The sequence below is a fragment of the Pseudaminobacter soli (ex Zhang et al. 2022) genome, from assembly GCF_014595955.1.
GTDB classification, from domain to species: Bacteria; Pseudomonadota; Alphaproteobacteria; order Rhizobiales; family Rhizobiaceae; genus Kumtagia; species Kumtagia pseudosoli.
This window is the reverse complement of the sequence record NZ_JABVCF010000005.1, coordinates 37,201-52,957: the sequence shown is the minus strand read 5'-3', so window position 1 is coordinate 52,957 and position 15,757 is coordinate 37,201. Positions and strand designations below refer to the sequence as shown.

At 64.6% G+C, this 15,757-nt stretch carries 10 protein-coding genes; 2 read left to right on the top strand and 8 right to left on the bottom strand.

Translation table 11 applies throughout. From position 1 onward, the window contains the following. Nucleotides 1–15: 15 nt before the first annotated feature. Complete coding sequence (locus HUI96_RS10720; RefSeq protein WP_188254651.1) at nucleotides 16–882, top strand: LysR substrate-binding domain-containing protein; 867 nt, start codon at nucleotides 16–18, stop codon at nucleotides 880–882. 291 nt (nucleotides 883–1,173) lie between these two features. Here HUI96_RS10720 and HUI96_RS10715 read toward each other — a convergent pair whose 3' ends face one another. The 8 genes from HUI96_RS10715 to HUI96_RS10680 form a co-directional block, all read right to left on the bottom strand. After that, a complete protein-coding gene (locus HUI96_RS10715; RefSeq protein WP_188254650.1) occupies nucleotides 1,174–2,292 on the bottom strand; it encodes a redoxin domain-containing protein in 1,119 nt (372 codons plus the stop codon). A 76-nt stretch (nucleotides 2,293–2,368) separates the two neighbouring features. Further along, nucleotides 2,369–3,658 carry an epoxide hydrolase family protein gene (locus HUI96_RS10710; RefSeq protein ID WP_188254649.1) on the bottom strand — a complete coding sequence of 430 codons (1,290 nt, stop codon included), beginning with the start codon at nucleotides 3,656–3,658 and terminating at the stop codon, nucleotides 2,369–2,371. Nucleotides 3,659–4,640: 982 nt separating this feature from the next. Further along, complete coding sequence (locus HUI96_RS10705) at nucleotides 4,641–5,936, bottom strand: efflux RND transporter periplasmic adaptor subunit (protein ID WP_188254648.1); 1,296 nt, start codon at nucleotides 5,934–5,936, stop codon at nucleotides 4,641–4,643. Further along, nucleotides 5,929–9,108 (bottom strand): efflux RND transporter permease subunit, encoded by a 3,180-nt coding sequence (locus tag HUI96_RS10700; protein ID WP_188254647.1) that lies wholly within the window; start codon nucleotides 9,106–9,108, stop codon nucleotides 5,929–5,931. Before HUI96_RS10700 ends, HUI96_RS10705 begins: the two co-directional genes overlap by 8 nt. Before the next feature lie 713 nt (nucleotides 9,109–9,821). Beyond that, nucleotides 9,822–10,859, bottom strand: coding sequence for a Gfo/Idh/MocA family protein (locus HUI96_RS10695; protein WP_188254646.1), 1,038 nt, complete (start codon nucleotides 10,857–10,859; stop codon nucleotides 9,822–9,824). Further along, complete coding sequence (locus HUI96_RS10690) at nucleotides 10,856–11,896, bottom strand: Gfo/Idh/MocA family protein (protein WP_188254645.1); 1,041 nt, start codon at nucleotides 11,894–11,896, stop codon at nucleotides 10,856–10,858. The genes HUI96_RS10695 and HUI96_RS10690 overlap by 4 nt, the downstream gene beginning before the upstream one ends. 36 nt (nucleotides 11,897–11,932) lie before the next feature. Then, nucleotides 11,933–13,810, bottom strand: coding sequence for a TRAP transporter large permease subunit (locus tag HUI96_RS10685; protein ID WP_188254644.1), 1,878 nt, complete (start codon nucleotides 13,808–13,810; stop codon nucleotides 11,933–11,935). Nucleotides 13,811–13,823: 13 nt separating this feature from the next. Next, nucleotides 13,824–14,858 (bottom strand): TRAP transporter substrate-binding protein, encoded by a 1,035-nt coding sequence (locus HUI96_RS10680; RefSeq protein ID WP_188254643.1) that lies wholly within the window; start codon nucleotides 14,856–14,858, stop codon nucleotides 13,824–13,826. Between the two features lie 114 nt (nucleotides 14,859–14,972). On the opposite strand from HUI96_RS10680, the gene HUI96_RS10675 reads away from it, so the two are divergent. Continuing rightward, nucleotides 14,973–15,692, top strand: a complete 720-nt coding sequence (locus HUI96_RS10675) for a GntR family transcriptional regulator (RefSeq protein ID WP_188254642.1) — start codon at nucleotides 14,973–14,975, stop codon at nucleotides 15,690–15,692. Nucleotides 15,693–15,757: the final 65 nt, after the last annotated feature.

Genomic DNA, 15,757 nt, shown 5'->3' with positions numbered 1-15,757 from the left:
TTGCGGAACATCGCCATGAACCTCGCCCAACTCCGCGCCTTCCATGCCGTCGCCAGCCATCGGACCTTCTCTGCCGCCGCGCAGGCGCTGGGGGTGAGCCAGCCGGCCATCACTCAGCACGTGAAATCGCTGGAGGACGCGGTCGGGACCAGGCTTTTCGTTCGCACGGCCGGCGGGGTGGAACTGACGCCCGATGCGCTCGACCTGCTACCGCAGGTCAGGCAGGTCATCCTCATGCTGGACGACATTGCGGCGCGGGTGGACGGGGCGCGCAGCTTGACTGTCGGCCACCTGGCGATCGGGCTATGTGCGCCCTACGTGGCCATGCCCATCCTGGAGCGGTTTACCGCGGCCCATCCGGGTGTGCGGCTCGACGTGCGGCTGGAAAACTCCAGCAGCCTGCTGGACCTCGTCGCGCAAAATCGTGTCGACGTCGCCATCGTGACCATGCCGACGCCACACCCGGATTTCGCCTGCGATCTGCTTGTCTGCCAGCAGGTGCAAATCCTCGTGCACGACGGACACCCATGGTGGGACCGCAGTCACATCAACGCTCACGAGCTTCTCGGCCAGCACCTCGTGACACGCGAGGCCGGTTCGATGACACGTCAACTGTTCGAGACGGCTCTGGCGAGCCATGCAATCGAAGTACCACCGCATCTGGTTCTCGGCAGCCGGGAGGCCGTCAAGGAGGCCGTGGCGGCAAGGATCGGCATCGGGATCGTGCTCGATCAGGAATTGGGACGCGATCCGCGACTGCGTGCCGTCCCCATCTCCGATGTCCGGACTACGGCAGGAGAATATCTCGTCGCCCGGCCGGAAGCTCGGAGCCTGGGTGCCGTGGCCGCGTTTGCCGCAATGGCGCAGGTGGTGTCTCCTTGAATACATCGAGCGGCTGGGCCATCGACGGGGCCTGCCTCGGCATAACCGACATTGAGCACGCCGGCGTTCACCTGCTTCAGCGGCCCAAATGACGCACCGGAACCGGCCGTAGCCGGCTGCGTCGGCTGTCCAGGGGCCGCTTGGGCATTGGCGGATGCTATTCTCGCAAGCTGTACGGCCGCGATTGTCGCTGCAGCATCACCGAAGAAGCGGCGCCGGCGGCGGTCGATCACTTAGGCAGTCTGCGACGTGTCCATTTTGCTGTCCTCCCAACCTCTGCGGACTCGTGACTCAGCCAAAAGTGAAGGCGAATACCTCCACGCCAGGGTCGAGAAACTCGATCTCGAAGTCGCGGTCGCCGATGGGCAACGGCTGACGGACCAACTGATAAAGGCGCTGCTCGCCTGCAGAGCCGACGCCGCGTTCGTCGACGTCCGTTCCGTGCGCCGGACCTGGCGGCTTCCCGTCGATCAGCACGCGGTATCGCACGGGGGCTCCTGACGCTGCCGGGCCCATGACCAGATTGAGATCGCGGGCGTGGAAGCGGTAGGCGATCGTCCCGTCTGGCTTGTTCAGCCGGCCGGCGTCCTTCCTCACCGTCCAGTCACCCGACAGGCCCCAGCCGTTCAGCCGCAGGTGTGAAGGCAGGTCGTAGATGGCCGGCTTGTCCGTGATCGTTCCGCCGGCCGAGGCGAAATTCTCGGCTTTCGCGTAGCCTACATAGCTTTCCGGGGACATCAGGTCGCGCCAGTCGGCGGCTACTTCCGGCCCCTCCGGATCCACCATCACCGGAGCCCGGTCGAAGCCATCGGCCCCGGCCTCCTTCAGCAAAGCCTGGATGACCATCTCGGATTGCTCGTACGCGCCCTCGCCGAGGTAGCTATGCCGCAGACGGCCTTCGGCATCGATGAAGTAGAGCGCCGGCCAGGCTTCGTTGTCGAAGCCGTTCCATACGAGCTGGTCGCTGTCGACGGCGACCGGATAATCAATCCCCATCTCCTTCACGGCGGTGCGGACATTGTCGACGTTCTTCTCGAACTCGAATTCCGGCGAATGCACGCCGATGACCACCAGCCCCTTGTCCCTATACTTGTCAGCCCACGCCCGGACGTAAGGGAGCGTTCGGCGCCAGTTGACGCAGGTCAGAGTCCAGAAATCGACCAGCACGACCTTGCCGCGCAGATCGGATGCGGTCAGGGGCGGCGAGTTGATCCACGCGTTGGCACGATCGAGGGAAGTCAGTTCTGACTGGCTGTCAGCCGGGCCGCCGAACAGCCCGTGCAGGAACGGCACTCGTAGCCATGTGGCCGGCGGCGGCTGCGGAGCCTCGGTCCCGGCCGCGTGGCCCGGGATCGGAGCGCTGACCGCCGCAGCGAGCGTCACGGCGAGAAGGACGTTGTTCAAGTCCATCGAGAAACCCCTTCTGCTAACGAGGTGCTGCGCCTGTGCGGAAGCCCGGCGGTTGAGCTCCCCAGTTGCGGATCGCTCAGTGCAACGGGCGGAAGGCCGTCCGGACCTCCTCCACGAACAACTGCGGTTGCTCCCAGGCCGCGAAATGCCCGCCTTTGGGGAGCCTGTTGTAGTGGATGAGGTTGGGGTAGGCGCGCTCCGTCCAGCTTTTCGGAGCGGCGTAGATCTCGTCCGGGAAGACGCTAACGGCAGTTGGGAGCTTCACCCCCTTGGGCGCGAAGAAGGCCAGCTTGCTTTCCCAGTACAGGCGGGCCGAGGAGAGGGCCGTGTTCGTCAGCCAGTAGAGGGTGACGTTGTCCAGGATGTCGTCGCGCGACAGTCCCTCGGGCTGCCCATCGAAGACGCGGGCGATCATCTCCTGGCTGCGCGCGTCGTGGTCGAGCATCCAGGCGGCCAAGCCGACGGGTGAATCCGTGATCGCGTAGAGCGTCTGTGGCCGGTTCGCCATCTCGCTGGCGTAGCCCAGGCCGTGCTTGTAGAAGAAATCCAACTGGTCCCAGGCATGCCGCTCGTCAGGGGACAGGCCCGAGGGCGGCGGCTCGCCGAATTGAAGCGCCTTGGCGATATCGGCCGGGATCGTCGCCGGCATGTTGGTGTGGATGCCCACCAGTCCCGGAGGCGCCTGCAGGGCCATCTGCTCGGTGACCGCATTCCCCCAGTCGCCGCCTTGCGCGACATAGCGCGAGTAGCCGAGGCGTCTCATCAACTCGGCCCAGGCGCGTGCGACGTGTTGAGGGTCCCAGCCGGTCGCGGTCGGCTTGCCCGAGAACCCGTAGCCCGGCAGGGACGGGATCACCAGATGGAACGCGTCCGAGGCGCTGGCGCCGTGAGCGGTCGGATTGGTCAGCGACTCGACGATCTTCAATTGCTCGAGAACCGAGCCAGGCCACCCATGCGTGACGATGACCGGCAGAGCGTTTTCCTGCCCCGACCGGACGTGGATGAAATGGATGGGCAGGCCGTCGATTTCGGTCATGAACTGCGGAAGCGCGTTCAGTCTCGCCTCGGCCTTGCGCCAGTCGTGATCCGATAGCCAATAGCTCGCAAGCTGCTGCATCGTAGCGAGTTGTACGCCTTGGGATGCGTCCTTCACTGTTTCCCGGTCGGGCCAGCGGGTGGCGGCGACGCGGCGGCGAAGATCGATGAGGTCCTCTTCTGGAAAGCTTATGGTGAATGGCCGGATCGAACTTGCCGCGGTTGCGGAGGATGCCGTACCGGCGACCATCAGACTGGCGGCTCCGGCTCCGGCACCGGCGGCTGCGGCAAGCACTTCGCGCCGCGTGGGTGAAAGGGAGATGGAGGTCATTATGCACTCCTTTCCTGGCGCATCTCCCTCTCTCGCAAGCATAATTCTGAATGGATGGAACTCGCGCGGAGCTACGGTTTCAAGCGCCGTCGGCTCAAGTTTCGAGCGGTTCCTGCACTTCGAAGCTCAGTCAGGCGGTATTGCCGCCAGCATTCCTGACCCTGCCCGCACCATGTCTGCGGCCGTTTTCAATGCAGCGGCCGGGCATATTCGAACCGGCGGGAGCCGACCCAGGAAAGCGGCTTCTGGCGCGGGTTTGGTGCGACACACCGCTCCCGTCAGAGCAGAGGCCGGGGCGTATGGGTCAGCAAGTAAGCCGTTTGGTCAGCAAGGCATGTACATGCCGCGTCCAGTGCCGTCGTCATGTCCGCCCATCCAGCACAGGCGGCGCGGCATTGCCCTACCAACTGCATGGCGTCGGGCCTGGCCTGAGGGTGGTCTCAGGCCGTACGTTCCATTGATACCGCCACCGCGATAGACCCTATATGGACCGCCCTGATAAGGACCTCCCTGCTGATTTTGTACCTGGATGACGACCGCCTGCCCGTCTGACGCAAGCAGGGGATTTGAAGCTTGGCCGTCGGGGGGACCACTCAGTGGTGCAGCAGTTCCGCTGCCTGCAAATGCCGCGAGCACGCCAAGCGCCATAACGCCGGCGCGTGTGAGGTTCGAGTAATGCGTTGCCATGATGGATCTCCAGTAGCAAGGTGAAACCTGCCAGTCCTGGACGCCCCCGCCAGGGAACACTATTGCACCGAATACATCCCCGCGCTTGATCCATGTCATTTCCGGCGGACTCCCGCGTGCACGACAACCCTGTTTACTCGGCTGGGCCTCAGCGTCATCCCAATGTCCGCAGAGAGCCACGTCGAGCGGCCTCAAGACTAGCCCGAGTGCGCGCCCCATGCTTCCACCGCTCCTTCTGAGGTGCGTCTTCGGATCGTAAGGAAATCGCGGTCGCGGATCTGAGCGTGTGCAAGACTCAGCCTTTCTGCGCAGGCGTGTCGGTGCGCAGTTGCACCTTGCCTCCGTCGACGAGCGTCACGGGCGGATTGAGGATCACCTGTTCGCCAGCCTTGACCCCGCTATCCACTTCCACGCGCGTGCCATAGTCGCGGGTCTCGCGCACCTTGCGGAACTCCGCCTTTCCATCACTGACGACCGCGACCTGCAGGCCGTTGCTGTTGAAGATGATGGCCTCGGCCGGCACCAGGAATGTCGGTGCCTTCCGCGGCACCTTGAGCTCGATCACGCAGTAGACTCCCGGAGGAAGCGCTCCGTCCGGGTTGGGAAGATCGATCTCGGTGAGCAGCGTGCGCGTCCCGCTCTGAAGCGCATCGCTGATCCGGGTAACCTTGCCTGAGAAGTCGCGGTCCGGAAGCTCGGGTACGTGCACACTTGCGTCAATGCCCGGGGCCACGCCGAAGGCCGCATCCTGGGGCACGAAAACAAAGACCCGGATGATCGCATTCTGCATGACCTCGAACAGGAACGTGCCGCTGGTGGTATTGCCCTGCACGAAGCTGCCGACGTCGACATTGCGCTGGGTGACAACGCCGTCGAACGGCGCAACCACGCGGGCATATTCTCGATTTTGGCGGAGCACCCTGAGTTGGTTCTCTTGCGCCGCGACATTGGCCTTTGCGACGCCGACCGCGGCCTCCTGCGACTTGAGGTTCTGGGAGTCGATCGTCCCCTGCTGCTGGGTCAACCAGCCCTTTTCGACCAAAGGCTGGTCGCGATTCCAGGTCACCTGGGCGAGATCCCGGTTGGCCTGGACCTGCTCGAGAGCCGCGTTGAGCTGATTGAGCAGCGCCTCGTTCTGCGAGATCTGGTCGTCCAACTCGGGGACGGATAGCTCCGCAAGCAGATCTCCGGCCTTGACGCGATCGCCGATGTCGACATTGCGCTTTGCGATATAGCCGCTCGCCCGGGCATAAATCCCTGTCGTTGCGAAGGCGGCTGTCGTTCCCGGCAAGCTGACCGAAACAATGCCTGGATTAGCTTCTACCGTCGCGACGCGGACGCTCGGTACCAGACCGCGTTGCTGCTCCGCCGTTGCCGTCACCTGCTGCTCCCGCTGATAGTAGCGCCATGCGCCAAAGGCGATCGCGCCCGCGAGCAGCAGGAGCGCAACAAGCGCCAGCAGGCGTCCGCCCCAGCGACGGCGCGCCTTCGGGCGCGATGCCGTCACGAACTCCGCATTCGGGTCGGCGGGTCGATCGTCCTGAAGATCGCGGATGGGAACATCGTCCCGGTGGGCACGCACGTCATTCATCGGGGAGTTCCTTGAAGACGCCGTATGACGTGACGCCATCATTGCGCTTGCGCAGCACGGCGAACAGATAGGGCACGATGAGCAGTGTCGTAGGGGTGGCGAAGAGCAGCCCCCCGATCACCGCGCGCGCCAGAGCCGCATTCTGCTCCTCGCCGGGGCCGCCGATCGCCATCGGGATCATGCCGACGATCATCGCCGCCGCTGTCATCAGCACCGGCCGGATTCGCGTGTAACCCGCGTCGATAGCTGCCCGGGATGCGGGTCTGCCGGCCAGTTGCTGCTCGCGCGCGAACGTGACAAGCAGAATGGAGTTGGCCGAGGCCACCCCGACCGCCATGATCGCCCCCATCAAGGACGGAACGCTCAACGTCGTGCCGGTGACGAACAGCATCGTGAGGATGCCACAAAACGTCGCCGGCAGTGCCAGGATCACCACGAACGGGTCGCCGAAGTTCTGATAATTGACGACCATGAGCAGATAGACGAACACGGCCGCGAACAGGAGGCCGATCCCCAGGTTCCGGAAGGAAGTATTCATGCTCTGGATCTGCCCCAGGACCTGGATCGTATTGCCGGGCTTGAGCTTCGGCTGCAGTTCGGCGACGACTTTGCCGATATCGCTGGACAGCGCGCCGAGGTCCCTGCCCTGCGCGCTGGCATAGATGTCGTAGACCGGCTGAACGTTCGTCTGGTTGAGGTTCGTCGGGACACTCTCGCGCTGCAGGGTTGCCACATTGCTCAAGAGCCCCGGGATCGGCGTGCCGGCGGCTGTGCTGGCCGTCACCGGCGTATTGCGGAGATCATCGAGCGAACTCACCAGGTGCTGCGGCGTCTGTACCGCAATGTAGTAGGGGATGCCCGCGGCCGGATCGGTCCAGAAATTCGGCGCCACCTGCTCCGACGAACTAAGGCTGATGTTGAGGTCGCTGGCGATCGTCTGCGCGTTGAGACCGAGTTGCAGTGCCCGCGCCCGGTCGATCCTGGCCAGGAAGGCGGGGGAATAGAGCTCCTGCTGGACATGGACGTCGCTCAGGCCGCGTATGCCCGCCATGCGCCGTCGCAGTTCCTCAGCGACTCGAACGTTGGTGGCGCGGTCGCGGCCGATAACGCGGACGTCGATCTGGGCCGGGATCCCGAAATTGAGGATTTGGGTCGTCATGTCCGCAGCCTGGAAATAGAATGTGACGGCCGGGAATGCGGCCGGAAGCGCCGCCCGCAAGCGGCGCACATATTCTGACGTCGGGGCGTGGCCCTCCTTCAGCGAGACCAGGATCACGCCGTCGTTGACGTTGATGGTCGAGCCGTCGGTGAATGCAAGATTGTAGACGCGTTGCGGCACGCCGATGTCGTCGACGATGAGATCGCGATCATGAGCCGGAATGACCTCGCCGATCTTGTCCTCGACCTGCTGGAAGATGCGCTCGGTGGCTTCGATGCGGGTGGCCGCCGGCGCTCGTACATGCAGCTTGATCTGGCCGCCATCTATGACGGGAAAGAAGTCGCGGCCGACCAAGGTGAACATCACGCCGCCCAAGGCGAGGATCAGGACAGCGATGATCGGAACGATGAACCGCCGCTTCAGCAGCATCGTGAGCGTTCGCACGTAACCCTGGCGAAAGCGCTCGAAGCCTCGATCGAACCCGCGGTGCCAGTGCTCGAACCAACTGCCCGAGCCGTCTGCGTCGTCGTGGTGCTCGCTCCTGAGCAGCAGTCCGATCACAATGGGCGTCAAAGTTCGCGACAGCACGTAGGAAGCCAGCATCGCAAACACGACCGCCAGACCCAGCGGCGTGAACAGGAACTTCGCCGGGCCTTCCAAAAACACCACCGACGTGAACACGCAGCTGATCGCCAGCGTCGAGACAAGGGTCGGGACCGCGATGCCCGCCGAGCCGTGCAGCGTCGCCGAGGGCAGGCTCATGCCCTCACCCCTGAGCCGATGCGTGTTCTCGATCGTCACCGTGGAATCGTCGACCAATATGCCGACTGCGAGCGCCATTCCCCCCAGCGTCATGGTGTTGAGCGTGTGGCCGAGAAAGTAGAGGACGACGATCGATGTCAGGATGGAGAGCGGGATCGAGATCAGCACGATCAGCGTCGACCGCCATGAGCCTAGAAACAGCAGGATCATCAGGCCGGTGAGTCCTGCGGCGATCGCTCCCTCGCGCACCACGCTCGCAATCGAAGCGGTGACGAGCTTCGACTGATCGAACAGTTCGTCGATCCGAAGACCGGGCGGTGCGGCCACGCGCGCGATCTGCAAGGCGTTGCGCACCCCGTTGACCACGGCCAGCGTCGAGGCGTTGCCGTTCTTGATGACGCTCAGCAGGACCGATCGGCGGCCATTGTCGCGCACGATGTTCTGCTGCACCGCCCAGCCGTCGTGCACCTGCCCGACATCCTTCAGGAGTACGGTCTGGCCGTTCGTGTATTTGATTGGAATAGCGTTGAGGTCGGCGATCGTCGCGGGCATCGCATCGGTGCGCACGGTATATTGGGTGTCGCCGATCTTGGCGAAGCCGGACGGCAAGGTCAGGTTCTGGGCATTGACGGCATTGACCACGTCCGCCGGGGTGAGGCCGCGGGCCTGGAGCTTGGCTGGGTCGATGTCGACCATGATCTGCCGGTACTTGCCGCCGTCGGGAGTCGGAAACGTCACTCCCGGCACCGGCGCCAGCTGCTGGCGCAGATTGTAGATGCCGTAGTCGTAAAGCTGCTGTTCGTTGAGGCGGTCGGAACTAAGGCTGAGCTGCAGCACCGGAACGCTCGAGGCATTGTACTGGACGACTACCGGAGGCTGGATGCCGGGCGGCATGAGCGCGCGGATGGAATTCGCGCCCGCAACGATCTGCGAGATCGCAAGGTCGAGGTTAACGTCCGGCTGGAAATAGACCTTGAGGACGGAGACACCGTTGAGGGTCTGGGCCTCGATGTTCTTGATGCCGGTGACGTTGGAGCTGATCGCGTACTGACTGTAGGTCGAGACACGCTGTTCCATTTCAGGCGTGCTGAGACCAGTGTACTGCCAGATCACCGAGACCACGGGGATGTTGATCTGGGGGAAGATGTCCATCGGCATCACCATGATCGCCGAGACACCGAGGAAGACGATCAGAGCCGCCAGGACGTAGAAGGTGTACGGGAATCGCAAAGCAAATCGAACGATGCCCATCTCGATCTCCAAATTTCCGAGGGAAACCGATCAGTTGCAGAGCGCGACCATCCGGCGTGGGGATGGTGAAGGCGTCAACGGCTCTCCTGCAAGCGCACAGTGTCAGGGAGACCGAGAGCGCAGCCTGGCTGCTCAATGCGTTTCTCCGTCCCTAACCAGCGTCTTCAACTGACAAAGCCGCCAGCGGGACTAGGCCGCCTGGTTTTCAGGACGAAGGCCCACCGCAAGACAATAGACTGCGATCCATTGGCCGTCCACTCACAGGGATAGGCACGCGAGTTGACCTGGGCAAGTCTCTGAAACGGCAGGGAATCCCTGGAGTTTTCCGCTGCGCTGCCGGCGCGAGTGATAGAATCCCCGCTAGATTGCCAACATCGTCTCGGCCTGCAAAGCCAATCCCATCTCCACGTCCGGAGGCTATGATTCAGGGCGCCTCGATCCTACGCAGGCGTGCTTCGTTCTGGTCGTGCGTGACGAAGACCCAAGTGATGCCGAAGCTGCGCAGCAGGATCGCGAATTCGTCGCGCAGCCGTTTGCCTCTATGGCCGACATCGGCGCAATTCAGACGTCTGTAGCAGAGGCCTCGCAGTCATCGCGGGAAACGGTTTTCCCAACCCGCCAATCTGACCATTCCGGCAGTCAATCCTTGAGGTCTACATCGGCCACTAAGGAACGCCGCAGCGCGCTCGCGTTCCGTTGCATTCCCGGGCCTCTCAGACGCTGAGCGACTGCCCTCGACTGGAAAGGCATGTCGCGGCCGCCTGTGCCTCGATGGCGAGGCGAGTGACCGTCAGCGCGTGGCCGTCCGGCATCGCCGTCGAGGTGCGGTTACGCACATCGGCGAGAAAGTTGCGGAAGTAGGTGAGCGGTTCGTCGCTGGCGTCGACATGGCGGGTGCCGGCGCGGTTCGACAGGAACAGATGGTCGGCGCCCTCCCGACCGGCCACGTCGATGTATTTGCGCAGCTCGATGTAGCCCTCGGTGCCGAGCAGGAAGAGCCTGCCGTCGCCCCAGGCGCCGAGCCCGTCGGGCGTGAACCAGTCGACGCGGATGAAGCCCGACGCGCCATTGGCTCGCAGCAGGATCTCGCCGAAATCCTCGAAGTCGGGCACGTCCGGCAGCGCGTGGTTGGCGGTGGCGCTGGCGACGATCTCGGCATCGCGGGCGCCGCTGAAAAACAGGAACTGATCGATCTGGTGCGAGGCGATATCGACGAGAATGCCGCCATAGGCGTCGCGCTCGAAGAACCAGGCGGGACGGATGGCGCGGTTGAGCCTATGCGGGCCGAGCCCCACCGTCTGCACGACGCGGCCGATCTCGCCCGTCGCAACCAGCCGCGCCGCCGCCTCGCAGGCGCGCACGACGAAGCGCTCGGAAAAGCAGATCGAGAAAATGCGACCTGTCTCGCGCGCCACCTGCTCGATCTCGGCGACCTGGCCGAGCGTGGTTGCGCCCGGCTTGTCGACCATCACGTCCTTGCCGGCGTACATGGCGCGGATCGCGATCGCCGGGCGGTCGCGCGGGATGGCGGCGCTGACGACGATGTCGATCGACGGGTCGTCGAACAGGCGGTCGCGCTCGACGGCCTGAAGCTGCGGAAAACGCTCCCGGAAGCCGGCGAGCACACGCGGATCGCTGGTCTCGGGGCAATAGCCGGCGCATTCGGCGCCTGCAGCAATTAGTTCGCCGACCTGATGATAGATGTGGCGGTGGTCGAGGCCGATCGCCGCGAAGCGCAGCTTGCGGCTCATGACCCGGCCGTTCCAGCAACCGCGACAGGCCGGCCCGTTCGCCCTGTCTCGATCAGCGCGTCGATGAGGCGGTGCACCTTCAGCGCCTCCTCGCCCGTAACTTTCGGCTCGCGGCCTGTTCGGATCGCCTCGACGAAATCGACCATGACGGCGCGATGGTAGTCGTGCGGGAAGGCCATCGGGTCGGCGCCGGTGCCGCCGGCCGAGCGGTCCGGCTCGATCGCGATCCTGCGGCCGTCCTGGATCTGGACCATTAGTTCGGTTCCGCGCAGTGCCGCCGTGCCCTTCTCGCAGGTCAGTACGATCTCCTCCAGGAAACCCGGATATGCGGCGGTGGTCGCGTCGATCGTGCCGAAGGCGCCGTTGGCGAAGCGGGCGGCGGCGCAGACCATGTCCTCGGTCTCCATGAAGTGGACCGGCGTGGTCGTCGCAAAGCCGGTCACCTCAGCGATCGGTCCGGCCAGGCTCAGCATCAGGTCGAGCGTGTGGATGCCCTGTGAGATCAGCACGCCGCCGCCGTCGCGCGCGAACGAGCCGCGGCCGGGCTCGTCGTAATAGCTCTGCGGCCGCCAGAGCCGGATCACGGTCGAGCAGCCGACCATGCGGCCGAGTTCGCCCGCGGCAAGGATTTCCGCCAGCTTCATGCCGGCCGGGCGGAAGCGGTGCTGCAGCACGACGCCGAGCTTGACGCCGGCCTTGCCACAGGCGGCCACGAGTTCCTCGGCGCGCGCGGTGGTGATGTCGAGCGGCTTCTCCATCAGCACATGCTTGCCCGCCTCGGCGCAGCGCACCGCGATGTCGCGATGCGTATTGGCCGGCGTGAACACGGCGACCGCCTCGACGCTGTCATCTTTCAGGATCGTGTCGAGGCTGTCGCAGAGCGGGAACGGAAATTTCTCGCCGAAGGTGCGCCGCCGCGTCTCGCTCGGGGCAAAAGCGTGGACGACCTCGACCTTGTCGGCGAGGTCGATCAGCCCGCGCGCATGCGGCGTCACCGCCATTCCGAGGCCCACGATCGCGATGCGCGTCTTCGTCATGTCACCTCGTCCTGTTCGGAACGCTTGTCGAGCGGCTCACGGTCCGAACCACTGGACCGGCAGCAGACTGAGCGCCGGCACATAGGCGATCAGCAGCATGACGGCGATCAGCACCAGCGTGAACGGGATCACCGCCTTGAACGTCGCTGCCTGGTCGGCGCCGCCGACGCGGGCCGTAGTGAAGACCAGCACGCCGAGCGGCGGCGTGAGCGCGCCGATCACCATGTTGAGCACGATGACGATGCCGAAATGGATCGGATCAATACCCGCGGCGACGATGAGCGGCACCAGGATCGGCACCAGGATTACCAGCGAGGCGATCATCTCCATGAACAGGCCGACGGCCAGCAGGAAGATGTTAAGGATCAGCATCAGCAGCCATGGGTTCTCGACCAGCGCGCCCATCGAGGCTGCGATCTTCTGGGGTACCTGCTCGAAGGCGAGCACCCAGGCGAAGGGGGCAGCGGTGGCGATGATGACGACGATCAGCACCGTATCGAAGACCGATTCCCGGATCGCCTCCAGCAGGTTGGCCGGCGTCAGCTTGCGGTAAAGCAGGCTGCCGCAGAGGATCGCGTAGACGAAGGCGACTGCGCCGGCCTCGGTCGCCGTGAACACCCCGAACCGCACGCCCATGACGATGAGCAGCGGCAGGATTAATGCGGGTATCGCCATGGCGAGCGAGTTTAGCCGCTGCCGAGCCGAGGCCTTGGGCACGTCGCCGCCATAGCCACGGAGCCGCGACATTACGTAGACGGTGAGCATCAGCGACAGGGCGACGAGCAGGCCCGGTACAACCGTCGCAACGAACAGTGCGCCAACCGAGACCGAGGCGAGCGCCGCGTAGACGATCAGGCCGAGACTCGGCGGGATCATGTTGGCGAGCGTAGCCGCAGATGCGGTGAGCGCGGCGCTGAACGGCCGGTCGTAGCCGCGCTTGGCCATCTCGGGCACCATCAGCTTGGCGATGGTCGAAGCGTCGGCCGTCGACGAGCCGGAAATGCCGGCGAGCATCGTGTTGGTGACGACGTTGGCCTGGCCCAGCCCGCCGCGCATGTGGCCGACCATCTGGACGGCGAGTTCGACAAGCCGCCGCGTGATGCCACCGGCGTTCATCGCCGCAGCCGCCAGGATGAAGAAGGGGATCGCCAGCAGCGTGAAGGAATCGAGCGACGCCGCCATATTCTGCGAGATCGTCACAAGCAGGATGTCGCGGAACGGCGCGAAGGCGGCAAAGGCGCCGAAGGCCATCGCGAAGGCGACCGGGGTGCCCAGAACGATCAGCACCAGTCCGACAATATTGAGTACGATGGCGCTGCCGCTCTCGCCGTAGACGCTGCCGGCGCCGTAGCGGATGGCGAGGTAAACGGCGAGGCCGAGCGCCAGCACCGTAAGCCCGCGGAGGAGGCTGCGCCCAGGGCGGGGCCAGGCGAGGAAGAACAGGTTGAGCATTCCGCCGACCGGCACGGCGAGAAAGAAATACTTCATCGGCCACTGCAGCGCCGGCGAGGCGGCGATGGCACGCGAGAAATATTCGAAGCCGTGGAAGACGAGCATGTAGCTCGACGCGGCGATGATGACACGGTTGAAGACTGCGAGCGCCGCCTGGCCGCGCGGAGGCAAGATCCGCGAGAAACTGTCGATGGCGATGTGCGCGTCGCGGCCGGTGGCGAGGCCCATGCCGAGGAAGACGGCCCAGCAGAAGCACCATATTGCAAGCTCTTCCGGCCACGGCAGGCCGGAATGGAAGCCGTAGCGAAGCGTGACCTGCAGGCAGGAGACGGCAAGCGCGACGAGCATCAGGACGACGCAGATCGTCTCCAGCACACGGTCGACGATCAGCGCGAATCCCGTCTGGACCGTGTCGGACGCCGCGCCGGGAAGCGCGGCGTTCATTTCGGCATGAACGCCCATGACGACGCCGACCTCAGCCGAGCGCGCGGATCTGCTTGATCATCTCAGCCGTCTCCTGGCTCTTCGAGCCGAACTGCTCGTAGAGTGGAGCGGTGATCTCCTCCATCTTGGCAAGCTCTTCCTTCGACAGTTCGTGCACTTCGACCCCGAGCCTCTTCAGATCCTCCAGCGTCTCCGCCGCCTTAGCGCGGTTGATCTGACGCTGCTCGGCGAAGATCTCGCTGGCTGAATCGCGCACCAGCGTGCGAAGGTCCTCCGGCAGTCCGTCGAGCCAGGCGGCGTTGACGCGCACCGCCTTCGGAAGGAACCAGTGGCCGGTCAGGGTGAGGTGTTTCGCCTGCTCATAGAACTTGAAGCCCGCCACCGAGAAGACGTCGGAATCGATGGCGTCGATGATGCCGGTTGACAGTGCCGAATATTGCTCCGAATAGGGCAGCGGCGTCGGCGCGGCGCCGAGCAAGGTCCAGAAATCGACCCAGATGCGGAGCTGCGGCACGCGGATCTTCAGGCCCTTCAGATCGTCGAGCGAGGTCACCGGGTTCTTCGAGAGGATGTGGCGGAAGCCGGTCTCGCCATAGGCGACGAACTCGACGCCGGTCTTGGCGCGGGCGATATCGGAGCACTGCTGCCCGAGCGGCCCCTGCAACACGGCGTCGACATGCGCTTCGTTCTTGTAGATGAAGCCCGGCGCGCCACCGAAAGCGGCGATCTCCGGTGCTATCGCTTCTTCCGAGTCGGGGCCGGCGGTGGTCGCCTGGATGGTGCCGATGCGGCTGCCCTCCAGCGCCTCGGCGAGCCCCCCGAGTTGCGCTGCCGGGAAGTGCTGCGCGTCGATGCGGCCGCCGCTCTTCTCGTTCAGCACCTTTGTCCATTTCTCGAAGGCGTTGGTGATCGGCGTGCCGATGCCCTCGGTGTGGGCGATCTTGAAGACGAATTTTTCCTGCGCGAAGGCGCGGCTGGCGAGCGCCGGCAGGGCGAGCGCAGCGGCGCCGGCCTTGACGAGGGCGCGCCGGGTCAAGACGAATTGAGATGTAGACGCGGATTTCATGCTTATTCCCCTCCCGTTGAAACCAGCCTGCCACAAGCTCTCCTTCCCAAGCTTGCGGTATGGCACCATACCGGTAGGATACAAACTGTGATCCTGAAGACAAGAGCGGATGCGATGGACGTTGCAATTCGTCTGAGAGACCCGATCGCCCCCCAGCTCTTCGCCGCGCTGCGTCAGGGCATTGCCGAACTGCGGCTACGGCCGGGAGAGGCGCTGTCGGAAAAGGACATTGCCGCGCGCTTCGGCGTCTCGCGCCAACCGGTGCGCGAGGCCTTCATCAAGCTCTCCGAGGCCGGCCTCGTGGAGGTCAGGCCTAGCCGAGGCACTTTCGTGATGAAGATCTCGGTGCGTGAGGTCGCCAATGCGCGATTCGTGCGTGAGGCGATCGAATGCGACATCGCCCGCGACGCGGCGCGGCTGGCGACGGCTGCCGACAAGGCGCGGCTGCGCGGCCTGCTGGCGGCTCAGCGTGCAGCGGCCGCGAGTAACGATTACTGGCTGTTCAATGAACACGACGAGGCGTTCCATCGCGTTCTAGCCGACATCGTCCAGTGCGACTACGCTTGGCGCGTGGTCGAGGGCGCCCGCTTCCAGACCGACCGCGTGCGATACCTCAGCCTGCCCGACGCTTCGCCGATGCCGCTTCTGATGGGTCAGCACGAGCAGATCCTCGACCGGCTGGAGGCGGGTGATGCCGACGGCGCGGAAGCGGCGATGCGCCGCCATTTGCGCGAGATACTCGTCGCGCTGCCGCGTATCGCCACAGCCAATCCGGACCTCTTTGCAGACGTCGATTTGCCCGCTCACGCCGCAGATTTGGTTCCTGTCGATTGACCGCCGGTTTGCCTGCGCCCGACGAGAGTCCGAGATCACGCGAAACCTTGAGGGAGCCGCGCATC

What these genes read in the sequence shown, in the direction of transcription:
- HUI96_RS10695 (WP_188254646.1), bottom strand. Translation starts at nt 10,859, where the DNA reads ATGAGCCGCAAGCTGCGCTTCGCGGCGATCGGCCTCGACCACCGCCAC.
- HUI96_RS10690 (WP_188254645.1), bottom strand. Translation starts at nt 11,896, where the DNA reads ATGACGAAGACGCGCATCGCGATCGTGGGCCTCGGAATGGCGGTGACG.
- HUI96_RS10680 (WP_188254643.1), bottom strand. Translation starts at nt 14,858, where the DNA reads ATGAAATCCGCGTCTACATCTCAATTCGTCTTGACCCGGCGCGCCCTC.
- HUI96_RS10700 (WP_188254647.1), bottom strand. Translation starts at nt 9,108, where the DNA reads ATGGGCATCGTTCGATTTGCTTTGCGATTCCCGTACACCTTCTACGTC.
- HUI96_RS10705 (WP_188254648.1), bottom strand. Translation starts at nt 5,936, where the DNA reads ATGAATGACGTGCGTGCCCACCGGGACGATGTTCCCATCCGCGATCTT.
- HUI96_RS10685 (WP_188254644.1), bottom strand. Translation starts at nt 13,810, where the DNA reads ATGGGCGTTCATGCCGAAATGAACGCCGCGCTTCCCGGCGCGGCGTCC.
- HUI96_RS10675 (WP_188254642.1), top strand. Translation starts at nt 14,973, where the DNA reads ATGGACGTTGCAATTCGTCTGAGAGACCCGATCGCCCCCCAGCTCTTC.
- HUI96_RS10710 (WP_188254649.1), bottom strand. Translation starts at nt 3,658, where the DNA reads ATGACCTCCATCTCCCTTTCACCCACGCGGCGCGAAGTGCTTGCCGCA.
- HUI96_RS10720 (WP_188254651.1), top strand. Translation starts at nt 16, where the DNA reads ATGAACCTCGCCCAACTCCGCGCCTTCCATGCCGTCGCCAGCCATCGG.
- HUI96_RS10715 (WP_188254650.1), bottom strand. Translation starts at nt 2,292, where the DNA reads ATGGACTTGAACAACGTCCTTCTCGCCGTGACGCTCGCTGCGGCGGTC.